The following is a 16,266-nucleotide window of genomic DNA, read 5'->3' on the forward strand; positions in this document are numbered from 1 at the left end:
ATGAGTGAGCTTCTCCAGATCAAGGCAGTGACCAAACGCTTCGGCGGGCTGGTCGCGGTCAACAATGTTTCCTTCGCGGTCCGCGAACGCGAAATCCTCTCCGTCATCGGCCCCAACGGCGCCGGCAAGTCGACGCTGTTCAAGCTGATTTCCTCTTTCCTCAATCCGACCTCGGGCGAAGTGCTGTTCCGGGGAGAGCGGATTTCAGGCCTGGCGCCGCATATGGTCGCCCGGAAGGGCGTGGTGCGCACGTTCCAGGAGACGACGATCTTCAAGGGCATGACGGTGCGCGACAATGTCATCATCGCGCATCACCTGCGTTCCAATGCCAGCCTTGCCGGCTTCTATCTCGGCACGAATACCGCACGGCGCGACGAGGATGAATTCGGCCGCTCGGCCGACGAGATCATCGACTTCCTCGATCTCGGCGCGCAACGGCATGAGATCGCCAGCACGCTGCCGCACGGCCATCTGCGCGCGCTTGGGATTGCCATCGGGCTCGCCACCAACCCGACCGTGCTTCTGCTCGACGAGCCCTTCGCCGGCATGAATCATGACGAAACCGTGCGCGCGGTGGAGATGGTGCGCGGCGTGCGGACGCGCGGCGTGACTGTCCTGCTGGTCGAGCACGATATGCCCGCCGTCATGAACATTTCCGATCGCATCGTCGTCCTGAACTTCGGTGTGAAAATCGCCGAGGGAACGCCGAAGGAAATCCAGGAGAACGAAAAGGTCATCGAGGCTTATCTCGGCGCCGAAGACGAGACGATCGGATTTTAGCCATGAGCGAGCTGCTGAAAGTCTCCGACGTCGAACTCTACTACGACCATGTCTATGCACTGAAGGGCGTGTCGCTCAACGTCAACGAGGGCGAGACCGTCGCGCTGATCGGCGCGAACGGCGCGGGCAAATCCTCGATCCTGCGCGCCATCACCGGCCTGAAGAAAGTCCGCAGCGGCGAGATTCATTTCCGGGGCCACCGCATCGACGGGACGCGCCCGGACGACCTGGTCAGGATGGGCATCGCCATGGTGCCGGAGGGTCGGCGCGTCTTTTCCTACATGACGGTGCGCGACAATCTGATGATGGGCGCCTTCACCCGCACCGACAAGGCCGAAATCGCCAGGACGCTGGACATGGTGCTCGGGCGCTTTCCGCGGCTGAAGGAACGCTATTCCCAGACGGCGGGCACGATGAGCGGCGGCGAACAGCAGATGCTGGTGATCGGGCGGGCGCTGATGGCCAAACCGAAGCTTCTGCTGCTCGATGAACCCTCGCTCGGCGTCGCGCCGAAGCTCGTCCAGGACATCGCCCGCTCCATCGTGGCGATCAATCGCGACGAAAAGGTCAGCGTTCTCTTGGTCGAGCAGAATTCGCGCATGGCGCTGCGCATCTCGCAGCGCGCCTACGCACTGACGACCGGAAAGATCGCGCTGGCCGGACATTCGGCTGAGCTGCTTGGCGACGACCGGGTCAAGAAACTCTATCTCGGCGGCGAAATATGAAAGCGCAAATGGACATACTCGTCGTCAATCCCAACACCACCGCGTCCATGACCGAAAAGATCGGCGAGGCGGCGCGCGGCGCGGCTTCGGCCGGCACCAGGATCATCGCCGTCAATCCGAAGGACGGGCCGCCGAGCGTCGAAGGCTATTTCGACGAGGTCTTCGCCATCCCGGGAATGATCGGCGAGATCCAGAGACATCCGGCGGCGAGCGCCTGCGTCATCGCCTGCTTCGACGACACCGGCCTCGACGCAGTACGCTGCGTCGGCGAGATGCCGGTGGTCGGCATCGGCGAAGCGGCGTTTCACATGGCGAGCCTGATTGCCGGCAAGTTCAGCGTGGTGACGACGCTGTCGCGTTCGGTGCCGGCGATCGAGCACAATCTGGTGCGCTACGGCCTCGCCAGCCGCTGCGCCAGGGTGCGGGCAAGCGACGTTCCCGTTCTGGAGCTCGAAGTGCCCGGCTCCAACGCCCGCCATCGAATTTCGGAGGAGATCGAGCGCGCCATCCGCGACGACCGGGCCGAAGCGATTGTACTGGGATGCGCCGGCATGGCCGACCTCGCCGCCGCGCTTAGCCGCGAACATGGCCTTCCTGTGCTCGACGGCGTCGCCTGCGCGGTAAAACTCTGCGAGAGCCTCGTCAGCCTTGGCCTGTCGACCTCGAAGCGCGGCGGCTACCAGGTTCCACTCGAAAAATCCTTCGCCGGAATCTTTGCGCCCTTTTCGCCCTCCGGCCGTGTATCCTGATGCGTGCAAAATTGTTGACATTCCCACACAGGATGTTCGATGTCCGGCCGGAAACGCGATGTTCGCGCCGCTATGCGATCCGGCCGCCGGGACAATGAGACGATGGACCTGCTTGGACCAAAGACACGGGATGGCGACAAGCCGACGATGCGCTGGTTTCCGGTCTATGCCGGCCTGCGCGACGCCATCGTCAGCCACCGCCTCGCACCGGGCACAAAGCTGCCCGAGGACGAACTCGCCTCGATCTATTCGGTGAGCCGCGCGGTGATACGCGCGGCGCTGCAGGCGCTGTCGCATGACCGCTTGGCTCGGCTCGAGCCGAACCGCGGCGCGTTCGTCGCCCAGCCGACCAAGCAGGAAGCGCGCGAGGTGTTCGAAGCGCGGGCGCTGATCGAGCCCAAGGTCGCGGCGCTTGCCGCCGAAGTGGCAAAGCCGGCCGAGATCGCGCAACTGCGGCTTCATCTCGAAAAAGAGCACGAGGCCCTGCGTGCCGGCCGCGACAGCGACGCCATAATGCTGTCGGCGAAATTCCATGTCGGCATCGCCGAAATCGCCGGCCATTCGATCCTGACCGGCTTCGTCAAAGACCTGTTGTCGCGGTCGTCGCTGATCATCGCGCTCTACTGGCGCCGCCGCGACACCACCTGCGAAAGCCACGCCCATCACGCCCTCGTCTATGCCATCGAAAAGCACGACGCAAAAAACGCGTCCGACCTGATGCGAAGTCATCTCATCGACCTTCTGTCGGGCCTTGATCTGTCGCTTGGCGAGAAGAAGCCCGAGAGCCTGTCGGACATCTTGCGCTGATCTCCGCTGTCACGCCGGAGTTCGCCTATGTCCGCACCATGCTGGGCGTGCATAGCATCCCATGAGGACTGCTTCTTCGTTCCTGCTGTCATAACAGTAGCGCTCGTTGAGTCCGCGGCGCTGCCCTCCAGCTGCACCTGCTCCTGCTGGGCCATAGAGCCCCTCCCGCACAACGGTCGGGCAACGCGCCCGATCAGAGCTTGACGCAGCGCAGTCGCAGCAAGGATTGGGCAAACTGCCGGTTTTTCTTATGGCCTTTAGATACGACCTGATGCGATCGGTCGATGGCCCTCGCGAGAGGCCAGTTCCAGACTGCATATTTATGGCGTTCGGCCCCATGAGCCCGTCATTGCGACGAGTCATCCCGTACAAGACGCTGCCGTATGAGCGAACCCGCCAAAAAAGGGACGCGCACCAACTTTCTGCATCTGAGCCGCGCGGCTAGACTGGGCGCCAATACAATTCAAGCCGGGCGAAGAACGCGTTCCCGATGATATGCGAGGTAGGCCCTGTGTGTTTCACTTATCGGCGTGGGCTCGTCGTGACCTGGCCCAAACATGACTTTCCCGTTTCCTGAGAAGAAGGTCGTGAAAGGGTGGAAACTTGCCGTATGGCGCGCCTGTCGGAATGACGTGATTGCGGCAAGGAGCGGACGTCGCCCAGCCCATGCGCTGAGGCTTGCTCACTCTAGCGTTGGGTCGCTCCGAGGGCCGTTGAATGGAAATCGAAGAAACCTACGGGCCGACCTTAGCCCTCCGTCGATCATGGTTAAATCCACAGAATCACCACAGGACGGTGATCGTCGAGCGAGTTTTCAGCAGCCTAGTTCCGCAGCCTATGAATGTGCAACTTGGGAAGCTGCCGACATCAATTCCTCGGGATTCGGCGCCCTGAACGTATTGAGGCCATCCTCCAGAACTTCAGTGAAGCTCCAGCGTACGATGCCCCCCCGGTCGATTAGGAACTGACCGACAAGCTGCCCCTGGCCGGAAGCCACCATCGCCTGCTGATCGGCTTCCGTAATCTCATATCCTTCCTTCTTGTTGAGAAACTCGTTCATTGCCATGAGGCCCATAGGCTCGGGCAACTCGCCCGGGAGATGGATCCGTATCGCCATGACAGTGTCCATCCCGACCTCGCGCAGGCCGAAAGCACGGTGCGAGGCCCGCTCCGGGTCGGATGCGGCGAGAAGATCAGGTGCCGGGTGGTAACGGAAATAGAGCCGCGCCCGCTCGACCGGCGTGTTGACCACCGCCAGGCATTCGACGCCTTTCTCACGCAGGGCCGGCTTGAGTTGCGCCATCGTCGCGACATGGCGCCGGCAGAACGGACAGTGCAGGCCTCGAAACAAACCGATCAGTAACGGACTGCGGCCTCGAAAATCATCGAGCGCGATCTTGCCTTCGCGCGAGATCGCATCGAGTACAACATTCGGTGCCCGGTTGCCCGGCTGCAGCGGGCAGTCGACATTACTCGTGGACATGGACAACCTCCTCGCCCCGGATCAGTCAAGAAAAGGCAGCACACCCACTCTTCGGAGTTGAGCCCGTGCTGGGGGGCGCAAAAACTTCCTGCGCCAGGGCAAATTAGCTTTCGGCCTCTGCCATATTGCCGAGGTCGAGATTACGCGTGTTGCAAACCCATCATAACACGAAAAAGCATCTGCGGGTCGCCCCTTTTCGCGAGCCGTCTCAAGCGCCGCAGTAAACAATGGGTCGTCTCATCCGTGCCATGGCATGATACAGCGGCGAGACCGATTGGATCTTCAGATGCACGCGTCCTTGCGGTGTTCAACGTCTTGAAACTTGGGCGGGCCTCGATGTGATCGGACGCCAAATGTCGTGAATGACCCACACTAGAGCACTCCCGAATGCTCTTGCGCTGAAAGGTCAGGTTCCCAACCTGGTTTGGACGTTCAAATCTGCAACGACCAAGGTCGTCAACGGGTCGAAACGCGTCCATGCCAATCGCCAATCCGAACGCCTCGAAATAGCGCGACTACGACTTGCAGCACGTCGCCCGGGATGTCTGCTTCCGGGCGGAGACAAAGTTTGGCTCTTGGTCGACATGGAGGCGCATTTCCTCCCCGCAGCCTTTGGCCGGTTGCAGACTGGCAGCGTTTCGGAACACATGGGTGAAAGCTGCAATTGAGCGAGACTAAGTCGTCGGCCCCCATTGGCGAGATGTCGCGTCTAGTTTATGCCTTTTGTCATTGGGGGAAGGCTGCTTGAGCGACACAGAATCCGGACATGACGCGAAAACTTTTTCTGTGACGAAAGTTGTAGCGATTGATGGCGTTGAGGCCGGCGCGCCACAGGCGTCACCGAGCGACGTTCAAATCCTCAAGCGCTGTTGCGTTTGTCAGTGACATTCCTGAGGTGGACGATGAGACGGCGATCCGTGATGGACAGCCTGCGCTAGGCGTCACCGACACCGCTCCAACCGTGCGCGCCGTTGGACCCGGCTCGACTCGATTACGGTCCGTAACTTTAAGGCTACGCAGGAGGCCGTAATCCCGCTTGGCCCAGGTGACGATCCTGGTCGGTCCCAATGGCTCGGGTAAATCCTCAGTTCTTCAGGCTGTGCATTGGGCCGCGCGGCAGCGAGCTACGTCGCGCCAAAGAACACAAAGGAAATGACCTCCTTCGAGCGCCCCGACTACGCTCCCTCAAGTGAACAGTTGCGCACGGCGCTCAAGAGCGAACTAAAGACAGATTCGACATCTACGCCAGTTGAGGTCGCGTTCGCGCATGTTCCGGTCGGGGAGGAACGGGCCCATGCCACGGTCAAGATTCGCGCGGCCCGAAATCGCGGGGGTATCACGGCGTACATGGAGGGGGAGCACAGTCACGCCTTACAAGCAGCGCTTCCAGTTCATCACCGCTTACATTCCGGGGCTTGCGGGTCTCTCCGAACGGAAAAGCATCCTCGCCCAACCGTCTCTTCGCAGGCAGGCAGCGAGCGGAGACGCTGGCGGCGTTATGCGGAACATCCTTCTGAACCTTCGCAGCCGTCGTGTGAACGAGACCGACGAATCCGGGGGCATCGCGCGCCTTAAGCGGCTCAACGAGTATGTTGGCACGGTTCATCCTGGGATCAGTGTGAACGTGTCGTTCGATGAACGCGAGGACTATCACATCTCCGCTACTTACTCCTCGCCCGGCCTTGGCAACCAGGATCGGCCGCTGGAAACCGCGGCCACTGGGTTGCTGCAGGTAATCCAGATTTTCGCGTACCTAATCCTCTTCGAGCCGAAGATCATGCTGATCGATGAGCCTGATGCTCATCTGCATCCCGACAAGCAGGAGCGGTTGATCGAGACCTTGGAACTGGCGGCGGCGGAGTCCGAGACTCAGATCATCCTGACGACCCACAGCCCCCACATTACCCGTGGGGCAATAGTCCATCCGCGAAGTTGGTGTGGATGAACGAAGGGAAGGTCGAAACCGACGACGGGGAGGCAATCCGCCGTCTGTTAGGCTGGGGCGCGGTCTCGACAAGTCCGCGTTGTTCTTTGTCGAGACGAGGACGATACGGCGCTTCGCGCGATCCTCCGTCAGTGGCCGGAGCTGTCAAGGCAGCTCGCCGTTTGTCGCTGCTTCGGGATTGATAATCTTCCAAAGGACAAACTCCTGAGCGGATTGCTCGTCGATGGGTAGCTCAAGATAAAGGCCATCATCCACCGCGACGGCGACTTTATGAGTGCCGATGAAGCGCAGAAGTGGTGTGATCGCTTTAACACCGATGGCACGTTCCCATGGGTGACATCGGGATGCGACGTGGAGGCGTATTTCCTGCACCGCGTCGCATCTTGCAGCCCTATACGGCGTGACGATGGATGTCGCAGAACGCTGGAGGACCGCCGCAGCGGCTAAGGTCGGACAGGCGAAGGACACCTTCTTCTCAAAGCGCAAACTGGTGAACCGCGAATTGTATCCGGACGGCCGATCGCCAAACTCGGAAACCCTCTGGACTGCTGCTGGCGGAGCAGGCGCGGACACTGTGAAGGGAAAGCGGTTGCTTGCGGCGCTCAGGGGTCGTCAAGTCCGACGGACATGACGACAAGCTGCTGAACACCTACCGCATCTCGAATTCCCATGAAGTCGCCGGTGATCTCCGTGTGCTGCTCGAGGCTTGTCTTGCGTCACCGCAGGCAGGTGCCGGGGGGATCTAAATCCGGGAAGCTGGTGAGCTCTGCCAAAATCAGGCGACCGGTTGGACAACTGATTTCATTGATGGTGCTGTTGCTCGCAGAGGAGGAGATCAAGCTGGTGGGCGCCAAGCCTCTGTTTCGAGCGAAGATCAACGGATGACCGGTTTCGGGATCAGTGATTCGTGCTCTGAATGGCGCGAAATGCGGCGCATTGCTGCCATTCGCAATGCGGACAATGCGGTCACCGTTGGGGTCGCACTCCGTCTTCGGCGCAATTTTTGTTTTGGGCGAGAGCGGCGGGCCCTATGCTGAACTGTGAGTATGGGCGTTGGCCGGGTGCACACCTCACAGGGCCCCACAAGTCACCCCCCGCCCCCGTCACCGACAAACCCCGGCGGGGCCGGGGCCCGAGGCAACCTACGATGGCGCATTGCTTGTGAGTTCCTACGCGCCTAGGTGTGGCCTTAAGTCGCAAACTATTGGCTTCAGAAGCAGGCCTCGGGCTTCATTGACGCTGCGACCAACACCATATGCTGGTCTATAGCCCTCCAAAACGAGAGAAGCTTGCCCGGGGGGCCGCACTGCGGCCGCCAAAGGCTATGAACTAGGACCTGAAAACTCATCATGCCTGAAAATACAACTTCGAGAGACCTCCCCCTCATTCAGCTAGGGGTCTATCAGTGCCGCTTCCCGGTGAGCGAAGACCCGTCAGTACCCGGCGGTTACCGCTTTTGTGCTGGGCCAACTTCGCCGGATCGCGTCTACTGCGATCACCACCACAACATTGTGACCGCCGTGGACCCTCGTCGAGCCCGTTCGGGTCTCTATTTCCCTCAACGACGCGCCGCTTAGGTTACGTTTTGGTGGGATGAGCCGTCCGCGCCCTGGCGGCGGGCGTCGCTCCGCCGTCTATCATGTCGGCCCACAAATCTCTTTTGCAATTCGGCGACCCAATTTCGGTCAACGAAGCCCGACCTGTCAGACTTGAGGACAGCCTCTGCGAAGTCGGGCACTTCCAGACCTTGGCGCACCTGGGTATCAAGAGCCTGCTCGGCCCGTGGGGCGCCATCTAGTAAAAGCGTTGCCCTATATAAGAAACTAGCGTCCGCCCTCTCCGTGGTATAAATGGACCATTTCAGCATGCCCAAGGACGTATGTGCCGCACATGGGCCCAAGCCACCCGCCCGCACATCCGTTGTGGATTGACCCGCGAGGAGGGATCAGCATGTCAGAACGTCTCAACATAGGCCCGCTGCAACTTGGCGAAACGGCGCCCAATGTCGTGCTCGACGCGATTACCCGCGAGGGCAAGATCGCGATCGACGATTTCCGAGGCGAGAAACCAGTGCTGGTTGGGCTGTATCGAGGTCTCCATTGTCCTTTTTGCAGGCGCCATATCGCCATGCTTTCGCAACTCACCCCAGCCCTCAACGAGAAGGGCATCGAAAGCCTTACAGTGGTCAACACCCCCATCGAGCGGGCGCGCCTCTATCTGCGGTACCATCCGATGCTCGGCCTGCTCGCGGCATCCGATCCGGAGCGGACTTCACACCGCGCCTTTGGATTGCCGAATATGCAGATCACCGAAGACGAGAGCGTATGGCCGCAAAAGGTTTCGATGAGCGATGTGAAGTCGATGCGGGTCGACTTGCCGGGCGAGATGCCGGAACCGATGGACCCGTTTGCCGCGCTCGAATATCTGAACAAGAAGGACAGCTACGATATTACGGAAGCGGATCAACAGATGATGGCCACCGGCGTTGGGCAGCTCGTCGGTCAGTTCTTGCTGGACCGCGATGGCGTCGTTCGCTGGACTTCCAACGAGGTACTCGATGGCGGCCTATTCGGCGCCCCGAACACTCAGGAGCTGATGTCGGCAGCGTCACAAATCGGAAGGTAAAGGCGCAGCTTCGGGAGGTAGGGGGAGGAGCAGGATTACGCGAAGTTAGCGGCCGTTGCCTGATAGGGGCCCCCACCGCCTGTCGATGAACCCCGGAGGGCCGGGGGGTCGTCCAGCCGCCTTGCTACCAGCGCGAGCCGAGTGGCGTCCGCGTGCGGGCTAGCGGCTTCTTTGTTGCAGCTCTGCGGCGATGTGCGGGCTCACCGCCCCAGTAGATTTCTTTCGACGGTTCTCAGAGGCGCAACGACTTCCTTAAAGAGATCCACAACCTCATGCGCGCCATTCGCAACCAGTCGCCCTTGTTCCCGCCGCTCCTGCCAGTGATTGACGCTGCTGCTTCTCCGTCACCTGCCAGGCGGCGAGCAACGGCTTGAGCGCCGCCAAATTTTGAAGTAATCGAAGAATGGTGGAGACGACCTTAAGTCGTCTGGGAGCCGTTTATCGGCGACTGTATGGATGCTGACGCTGGTCAGCGTCTGCCGCTGAAGTACTGCGGAGTGGCGCTCTTGAGGGTGCTGTCTCGTGCGAGGGCTTATCCCTTCCGAATGAGGGGCAATCTCTTACGGGTTGCTGCACATCCGCTTCATCCTGATGAAGCAAAGGATGTGCAATATGAGCAAATCGAACAACCTGGCAAAACTCAAAACCCTACACGCCAACCAGCAAAATTGGCGATGCTTCTACTGTGGCTACCTGACGTGGCAAGGAGACCCGACACTCTTCGCAGCAATCCTTCGGCCCTCAGGCATTCGAGCCGATCGAGGAACCTCGGCTCGCGCAATTGCTGGAGCGGAGGCTTGCGGGTGGCGACGACAAGCGCATTTCCTCCGACAAGCCGCTTAGCTTCCGCACGCCGCCGATCGATCCTGGCAATCCACGCCTGCCGTCGCCGGCCATCAAAGCGAAGGTGTCTCCGGAGTGGTTCGCTTGCGATTCCATCGCCGGCGATCCACCGAACCGACGCCGGATCGTGCGCTTCAGCGAACTCGAGGCGCCCAAGCGGCTCGACTGGCAAGGTGACGACGGCAAGAAGCGTCATGCTTCGCCGCTCCGCTTCGTCTGCGGCTGCGAGAAGGGGCACCTGCAGGACATCGAGTGGCGGCGTGCATGCAGGGCGCTTCGGCGAGACACGGGGCGAAGGCGGCGCCTGCCGGAGAGGATGAGCGAAGGTCCGTGTTGGACGGCGGCCTGCGAGCTTGGAAGAAATCACGCCGTGACCGAGCTGCTTCGGACAAGATGGCTTGGGAAGGCGAGCACATCGAATACACGATGGCGCACAGCCTCTCCCACGCGCTGATCAACGAGGTCGCGATCGACTGCGGCTATCCGGCGAGCTCGCTGAAAGAGCGTCTGTATCTTCTTCCAAGTCCTCCGGGCCAGCCCAAGGAATGCGGTATCCTGATCTATACCGCCAGTGCTGGCAATCAGGGAACGCTCGGCGGTCTCGTTGAGGTCACGCGCCGCTTTCCGAACGTCATGGCGTCCGCTTTGGGCCGTCTCGGACTATGTTCTGGTGACCCAATCTGTGCTGACCACGACCCAACCAGGGCATCCGAAGACCGCGCGCTCCATGGTGCGGCCTGTCACGGCTGCTTACTAATCGCTGAAACAAGTTGCGAGCAACGCAATGTGTATCTCGACCGGAGCTTGTTGATCGGGATTATTGCAGGCTCTGCGCCCTTCTTCTCCCCTGGTGGCTGACTGACGGTGATACTGACCAGCCTCACCACACCATCACCTCCAAAAGCACATATGCCCTACAGGTGCGGTAGCTGCGCCGCATCCTGCGGACTCGCATGCTCTGCGTTGAACTGTACGAGGTAATGTGCTAGTCGAGTCTTTGACTGTGGCTGAGTTGGTTAGCGAACTCAGTAAGTTACGGTGGAACCAGTGTGTGAGGCGCGAGTCCTCTTCTGGGCACCAAATCCCTTTGTAAGTTCTTGATTTCCCGGAAACTACGGTTTCCGGGATGTCGGTTGTACATTGCCTTGCGAATAACCTCACCCAACAAGACGTCCTAATACGCCCTACAGTTCGTAAGGCGTGTGCCTGCGAACATCCTCAAAGTTGGGCGCGGCGGCCCGCGTTATGAGCATCTCCCATACGGAATGTCATCGAGTAGCGTGCGGGGGCGGCATGTGACGGCGCTCTCTTTGGCGAATGCATTGTCTCAACCCGGTGCTTGCCGTGACAGATTGTTCCCGTCCCGGTTCATTTCGGCACCCAATCGCGGGGGAAGAAAATGCACAACCGATTTCGGCAGTGCCTGCGGAAAATGTCGCTGGCGGCATTGACGATGCTGGCAGTCCCGGTGCACGCGGCTGATCTCGTCATTGCAATGCCGAACTGGCCGTCGGGCTAGGCGACGGCAACATTCTCAAGGTCAGCCTGAAGCGTCAGGTTCCGCACCGCGGAAGTGCCCGGTACGATTATCATCGATGGCAACCAGCATTTTCTCTACCTTGTACAGCCGGGTCAGCGGGCCATGCGTTACGGTATCGGCGTTGGCCGGGAGGGGTTTGGGCCGGAATCGTGCGCGTCGGCCGCATGGCAGAATGGCCGACCTGGACGCCTCCGGCCGAAATGATCGTTCGTGATCCGAATGCGGTCAAACATGCGGGAGGCATGCCGGGAGAGCCTGACAATCCGCTCGGCGCCAGGGCGCTCTATCTGTATGAGCGCGACCAGGACACGATCTACCGGATACACGGCACGCCGGAGCCCTGGACGATCGGGCTCGACGTGTCATCAGGTGTGCATCCGGATGCGGAACGACGACATCACCGATTTGGCATCGCGCGTCAAGCTTGGGGCCGAGGTCATCATTCTCATGCAGGGGCGGCACTTTACAGGGGTGTGTGAAGCCCGGGGGTGTGAAGCGGCATTCGGAGAGGGACCAAGCAATGTCGGCAAAACGTGCGGTGAGAACTTCGATCCGGGCAACGGCAATTGGATACTTGGCGGGGGCCCTTAGCGCTTGCGTCAGCGCGCCGCCACCACCGCCTCAGGACCGGATGTCCAGGACCAAAGTCGAAACGGCCCCGGCGGACCTTCAGCTTCTTTGCGCCGACGCAGCCGCCAAGGCTAGCGGCGTCGACAGCACGAAGATACTTCCGGTTTCATCGAGCAAGCTCGATTCCAACACCTATCAGGTCGGACTCGATGCCAGCGGCAAGAAGACAAGCGGCCTTGTCGATACGGAAGGCAACGTCAGATCCGTTCAGCCTATCTGATCCGCTCTGGTCGAATTGCCGCGAGACTGGTGTCGGAAGGGACGACATGGTGATCAGCCTGATTCAGAAGCTCCGAGGAAAGTCCGGCCGACCGCAGCTTGCCTCAACCAACGCCATCATCGTGATTGGCACATTCGGGTGTTAGCTGTACCATTCCTACGCCGGTCGTCGACGTGGCGTGTTCCGGCGAGGGAGAAACGTCCATGTTGCAATCAATTTCGCTTGCAGTTTTCCTGGCGGTCGTTCCTGCGACAGCCTTTGCAAATTCATGCCCGACCACTATGGCCGCGATCGACGCGGCGTTGCCGACCGCGACGCTAGCCGAGGCCGATAAGACCAAAGTCAAGGAACTGCGCGCCCAGGGCGAGAAATTGCACGCCGCCGGCGATCACGCAGGATCAGAGGCTGCCCTCAACCAAGCCAAGACGATGCTCGGCATATAGCTGCGATCAACGCGGCTTTCCTGGCCGATTTTCTTGGCCGATTGCCGGGCTTTTGTTCGGTTGTCGGCCGCTGAGGATCGCGGCCTTGACCGGTTGGATCAGCCCAGCCCGATGCGCTTGGCGCCTTGACGGAACATGGCCTCGGCGTCCGGCTCGAAGCGGAAGGTGCCGATGAAATCGTCGGCGCAGTAGTTCGGCAGCGTCTTGCGCAGCGCGGCGGAAAAGTTTCGCGCCTCGTCGATCCGCCCCGCCAGCGCAAGGCAGTGGGCGGCGATCGCCAGGATGATGGCATGGGCGTTGGGTCGGGCGGCTGCCTTCAGCGCCCATTCGGCAGCCTCGTCGAACTGGCCGAGGCGGACATGCGCCATCGCCCTGGCGCCAAGCATGCCGAACAGCAGCGGATCGAACGGGCTCAGATGGCGCGAGTGATCGGATGAACCGATCGCGGCGTTCGGATCGCCCGACTGCGAGTGTACAAACGAAAGCGCGTAGTGGCCGAGCGCAAAATTCGGGCTGAGGTCGACGGCCCGTTCCAGCTCGACCAGGGATCCATCCTGCTCGCCGCGCAGCCACAGCGCCCGGCCCATGGCCCAGTGGGCGGCCGGATTGTGATCGTCGACCAGAAGACTTTGGCCGGCCGCCTCGAACGCGAGCGCGCTTTCCCTGTCGCGGTCTCCCCAGCGCTGAAAGGCGTTCTGCCAATGGGTGAACGACAGGCCGGCATAGGCACGGGCGAAGGTCGGATCCAGCCTCAGGGCCATGTCGAAGAAATGCCGGGCCTGTTCGTTTTCCGTGCGGGTGAAGCGATACATATGCCAGAGGCCGCGATGGTAGGCCTCCCAGGCGTTCAGCGAGTTGGGGGCTTTCAGCATGGCGCGGTTGCGCTCGACCATCTCGATCTCGGCCGAGATCGACGAGACGATGCTGTTGCCGATATCGTCGAGGATGGCAAAGATGTCGTCGGGCCTGCGTTCGAACGTCTCGGCCCAAACGATCCTGGCCGTGCGCACCTCGACAAGTTCGACGCTGACCACGACGCGGCCTGCCTGGCTGCGCACCGTACCGGTGGTCACATAATCGACGTTGAGCCGCCGGCCGGCATCTTCTGGCGCGATGTTTTTTTCCGACAGCGCAAAGACCGAGCCGCGGGCGATGACGAAGAAATCCCTGAGCTTGGCCAAACGGGTGATGATGTCGTGGGTCAGGCCGTCGGCCAACCCGCCGCGAGAGGGGCCGCCGCGAGAGAGGCCGCCGCGAGGGTCGCCGACAGCCGCCTCCTCGACAAACGGCATTATCGCGAGTGAGGCCTTGCACGATGCGGCAACATCGGGATCGGGCAGCACAATTGACGCTTGCGGGGCCGCGGGCACAAGTGCCGGTCGCGCCCGGAGCGTCGCGGCAGGTCGCTCGCTGCGGATCGTCCGCCATGCCTCACGAACGGGTCCAAAATCCAGATCCTCCGAAGCAAACAGCTTCGCCGCGGAATCGAGATGTTCCTCGCATGCGGCGATCTGGCCGCGCTGCGCCAACCTTGCCAGAAGAGCCACATGCGGACGCCCGTCGAACGGAGCGAGTTCCACCCACTTTTCCAGATGCGCTGACATTTCGTCGGCATCCGCCGGAAGCTTGTTGACGAGATGTTCCAGAATGGCGGCATGCCACGAGCGGAAGCGGCGGCGTTGCGCGATTAGCCAGCCGTTGAAATGCGGGTTGCGGTCGATCTCCAGCCCGTCGAGGAAATCGCCGACGAATAGTCCGGACAGGGCCTGCAGCCGCTGCAGATCGAGCGTCTCGATTCCTCCAGCGGCGGCCGAAGCGATGTCGACGGCATCGACGGAAACCCCTTTCAGATCAAGCTCGATCGTGTCGCCAGGCGTTTCGATCCTGCGGCGATCCGGTTCGTCGAGAATGCCCCTGAGCTTGCTGAGGCACCAGCGAAGCTCTCCCCTCGGATCGTTCGGCACATCCCACAGCAGCTCGCACAGACGGCTGCGGCCGACGGCATGCGGCGCAAGCGCCAGATAGGCGAAGAGCGCGCGCAACTTGCGCGACGCCGGCAGTTGCACGGTGGCGCCGTCGCGGATGACCGTCAGCGGTCCGAGCAGCCGCACGGACAGCCCGGCCGTTGCGCCGTCAAGGCTCGATCGAGCGGATTCCACGTGCGTTTCCACGCTTGCTCCCACGCTGGCCAGTTGTCCTCTGTTCTACCATCGAAAGCGATAGAGTGCATCCGGCAACGAATTTCCGCGCCGGACGTCGGCATTGCCATTTTCCGGGCCGCATTGCCGACACAGGCACCTTACCGCGGCAAGGTCTCGAAACCTCGCCACCCAAGCCGCCGGTTTGTAACCGGCTCGTGACGACAAAAAAAAGAGGAGAGCAGACATGTTGCAGCAACGGAAAATCAGAACCACGGCGGGGCGCGGCCGCCTGTTCGACAGCGTTATCGACACGGTCGGCGATACGCCGGTGATCAGGGTCAACAATCTCGGCCCCGATCATGTGACGATCTATGTGAAGGCCGAGTTCTTCAATCCGGCGGCGTCGGTGAAGGACCGGCTGGCGCTCAACATCATCGAGGAGGGCGAGCGCAGCGGCGCCCTGAAGCCGGGCCAGACGGTCGTCGAGGCGACCAGTGGCAACACCGGCATCGGGCTGGCGATGGTCTGTGCGCAAAAAGGCTATCCGCTGGTGGTGACGATGGCCGACAGTTTCTCCATCGAGCGCCGCAAGCTGATGCGCATGCTGGGAGCCAAGGTGGTGCTGACGCCGCGCGCCCAGAAGGGTTTTGGAATGTACAACAAGGCGGTGGAACTCGCCGAGGCCAATGGCTGGTTCCTGGCCCGCCAGTTCGAGACCAAGGCCAATGCCGCCATTCACGAGGCGACGACGGCGCGAGAGATCATCAACGACTTCGCCGGATCGCGGCTCGACTGCTTCGTCACCGGCTACGGAACCGGCGGCACCGTCGTCGGTGTCGGGCGCGTGCTGCGCCGTGAGCGTCCCGAAACCCGGATCGTGCTGGCCGAACCCGCCAACGCCCAGCTCATCGGCAGCGGCAAGGCGCAGGAGCGCGGCGCCGACGGCGCGCCGGCCGCCAGCCATCCGGCGTTCGAGCCGCACCCGATCCAGGGCTGGACGCCGGATTTCATTCCCAACGTGTTGCAGGAGGCGGTCAATGCCAGCCTCTATGACGAGGTGATGCCTGTTCCCGGGCCCGAGGGCATCAAATGGGCCAAGGCGCTGGCGCAAAAGGAAGGGATTTTCACCGGCATCTCCGGCGGGGCGACTTTTGCGGTGGCACGCCAGATCGCGGAAAAAGCTGCACCCGGCTCGGTGATCCTGTGCATGCTTCCCGACACCGGCGAACGCTACATGACGACGCCATTGTTCGACGGCATCGAAGCCGAGATGGACGCGGAGGAGATCGCGCTGTCGCAGTCGACGCCCGGCTGCCAGTTTCCGGCGTGACGGCG

Annotated in this window: 17 protein-coding genes; 13 read left to right on the plus strand and 4 right to left on the minus strand. The window is 61.5% G+C overall.

All coding sequences use genetic code 11. The features are described from left to right. The 4 genes from ACWTU8_RS15515 to ACWTU8_RS15530 all read left to right on the plus strand — a co-directional run bounded on the left by ACWTU8_RS15515 (position 1) and on the right by ACWTU8_RS15530 (position 3,061). Positions 1-780, plus strand: coding sequence for an ABC transporter ATP-binding protein (locus ACWTU8_RS15515; RefSeq protein WP_455848842.1), 780 nt, complete (start codon positions 1-3; stop codon positions 778-780). 2 nt (positions 781-782) lie between these two features. Next, complete coding sequence (locus ACWTU8_RS15520; protein ID WP_455848843.1) at positions 783-1,505, plus strand: ABC transporter ATP-binding protein; 723 nt, start codon at positions 783-785, stop codon at positions 1,503-1,505. A gap of 8 nt (positions 1,506-1,513) precedes the next feature. Then, positions 1,514-2,254, plus strand: a complete 741-nt coding sequence (locus ACWTU8_RS15525) for an aspartate/glutamate racemase family protein (protein WP_455848844.1) — start codon at positions 1,514-1,516, stop codon at positions 2,252-2,254. Between the two features lie 102 nt (positions 2,255-2,356). Continuing rightward, positions 2,357-3,061 (plus strand): GntR family transcriptional regulator, encoded by a 705-nt coding sequence (locus ACWTU8_RS15530; protein WP_455849071.1) that lies wholly within the window; start codon positions 2,357-2,359, stop codon positions 3,059-3,061. Between the two features lie 835 nt (positions 3,062-3,896). Here the strand turns inward: ACWTU8_RS15530 and ACWTU8_RS15535 are convergent. Further along, complete coding sequence (locus tag ACWTU8_RS15535; RefSeq protein WP_455848845.1) at positions 3,897-4,544, minus strand: peroxiredoxin-like family protein; 648 nt, start codon at positions 4,542-4,544, stop codon at positions 3,897-3,899. 1,045 nt (positions 4,545-5,589) lie between these two features. On the opposite strand from ACWTU8_RS15535, the gene ACWTU8_RS15540 reads away from it, so the two are divergent. Continuing rightward, positions 5,590-5,700 (plus strand): AAA family ATPase, encoded by a 111-nt coding sequence (locus ACWTU8_RS15540; protein WP_455849072.1) that lies wholly within the window; start codon positions 5,590-5,592, stop codon positions 5,698-5,700. A 378-nt stretch (positions 5,701-6,078) separates the two neighbouring features. Continuing rightward, a complete protein-coding gene (locus ACWTU8_RS15545; RefSeq protein WP_455848846.1) occupies positions 6,079-6,489 on the plus strand; it encodes an ATP-dependent nuclease in 411 nt (136 codons plus the stop codon). A 144-nt stretch (positions 6,490-6,633) separates the two neighbouring features. Here ACWTU8_RS15545 and ACWTU8_RS15550 read toward each other — a convergent pair whose 3' ends face one another. Next, positions 6,634-6,975, minus strand: a complete 342-nt coding sequence (locus ACWTU8_RS15550; protein WP_455848847.1) for a hypothetical protein — start codon at positions 6,973-6,975, stop codon at positions 6,634-6,636. An 863-nt stretch (positions 6,976-7,838) separates the two neighbouring features. On the opposite strand from ACWTU8_RS15550, the gene ACWTU8_RS15555 reads away from it, so the two are divergent. Together ACWTU8_RS15555 and ACWTU8_RS15560 are read left to right on the plus strand one after the other, a co-directional pair. After that, positions 7,839-8,066: a GcrA family cell cycle regulator gene (locus ACWTU8_RS15555; protein ID WP_455848848.1), complete on the plus strand. Its 228-nt coding sequence runs from the start codon at positions 7,839-7,841 to the stop codon at positions 8,064-8,066. A gap of 373 nt (positions 8,067-8,439) precedes the next feature. Continuing rightward, positions 8,440-9,114: a peroxiredoxin-like family protein gene (locus ACWTU8_RS15560; protein ID WP_455849073.1), complete on the plus strand. Its 675-nt coding sequence runs from the start codon at positions 8,440-8,442 to the stop codon at positions 9,112-9,114. A 640-nt stretch (positions 9,115-9,754) separates the two neighbouring features. Here the strand turns inward: ACWTU8_RS15560 and ACWTU8_RS15565 are convergent. Beyond that, a complete protein-coding gene (locus ACWTU8_RS15565; protein WP_455848849.1) occupies positions 9,755-10,153 on the minus strand; it encodes a hypothetical protein in 399 nt (132 codons plus the stop codon). 137 nt (positions 10,154-10,290) lie between these two features. Here ACWTU8_RS15565 and ACWTU8_RS15570 point away from each other — a divergent pair, with 137 nt between their 5' ends. From ACWTU8_RS15570 to ACWTU8_RS15585, 4 genes are all read left to right on the plus strand, one after another. Continuing rightward, the gene (locus ACWTU8_RS15570) at positions 10,291-10,815 is read left to right on the plus strand and encodes a Zn-binding domain-containing protein (protein WP_455848850.1); all 525 of its coding nucleotides are present in this window, start codon (positions 10,291-10,293) and stop codon (positions 10,813-10,815) included. Positions 10,816-11,502: 687 nt separating this feature from the next. After that, on the plus strand, positions 11,503-11,976 hold the full coding sequence (locus tag ACWTU8_RS15575) for a L,D-transpeptidase (protein ID WP_455849074.1): 474 nt from the start codon (positions 11,503-11,505) through the stop codon (positions 11,974-11,976). Positions 11,977-12,128: 152 nt separating this feature from the next. Next, positions 12,129-12,347 (plus strand): hypothetical protein, encoded by a 219-nt coding sequence (locus ACWTU8_RS15580; RefSeq protein WP_455848851.1) that lies wholly within the window; start codon positions 12,129-12,131, stop codon positions 12,345-12,347. Between the two features lie 203 nt (positions 12,348-12,550). Next, positions 12,551-12,790, plus strand: a complete 240-nt coding sequence (locus ACWTU8_RS15585; RefSeq protein WP_127208630.1) for a hypothetical protein — start codon at positions 12,551-12,553, stop codon at positions 12,788-12,790. A gap of 98 nt (positions 12,791-12,888) precedes the next feature. On the opposite strand, the gene ACWTU8_RS15590 is transcribed toward ACWTU8_RS15585, so the two are convergent. Next, on the minus strand, positions 12,889-14,949 hold the full coding sequence (locus tag ACWTU8_RS15590; protein WP_455848852.1) for a transcriptional regulator: 2,061 nt from the start codon (positions 14,947-14,949) through the stop codon (positions 12,889-12,891). A 226-nt stretch (positions 14,950-15,175) separates the two neighbouring features. On the opposite strand from ACWTU8_RS15590, the gene ACWTU8_RS15595 reads away from it, so the two are divergent. Further along, positions 15,176-16,261, plus strand: a complete 1,086-nt coding sequence (locus ACWTU8_RS15595; protein ID WP_455848853.1) for a PLP-dependent cysteine synthase family protein — start codon at positions 15,176-15,178, stop codon at positions 16,259-16,261. Positions 16,262-16,266: the final 5 nt, after the last annotated feature.

The organism is Mesorhizobium sp. BHbdii (assembly GCF_053848045.1).